This is a genomic window from Bacillus sp. SIMBA_026 (assembly GCF_046535335.1).
Lineage (GTDB): Bacteria > Bacillota > Bacilli > Bacillales > Bacillaceae > Bacillus > Bacillus velezensis.
This window is the reverse complement of sequence record NZ_JAWRWX010000052.1, coordinates 1-367: the sequence shown is the minus strand read 5'-3', so window position 1 is coordinate 367 and position 367 is coordinate 1. Positions and strand designations below refer to the sequence as shown.

Here is a 367-nt window from a genome sequence, read left to right as displayed (position 1 = left end):
AAAGTTCTGTACATCGACACCGACGGTCTGTACGCGACCATCCCGGGTGGTAAATCTGAAGAAATCAAAAAAAAAGCGCTGGAATTCGTTGACTACATCAACGCGAAACTGCCGGGTCTGCTGGAACTGGAATACGAAGGTTTCTACAAACGTGGTTTCTTCGTTACCAAAAAAAAATACGCGCTGATCGACGAAGAAGGTAAAATCATCACCCGTGGTCTGGAAATCGTTCGTCGTGACTGGTCTGAAATCGCGAAAGAAACCCAGGCGCGTGTTCTGGAAGCGATCCTGAAACACGGTAACGTTGAAGAAGCGGTTCGTATCGTTAAAGAAGTTACCCAGAAACTGTCTAAATACGAAATCCCGC

At 46.6% G+C, this 367-nt stretch carries 1 protein-coding gene; it reads left to right on the top strand.

Annotation, left to right across the window (positions count from 1 at the left end; genetic code table 11):
• The coding region (locus SB847_RS20625; RefSeq protein ID WP_410578431.1) for a DNA polymerase domain-containing protein at window positions 1-367 on the top strand (367 nt) is incomplete at both ends.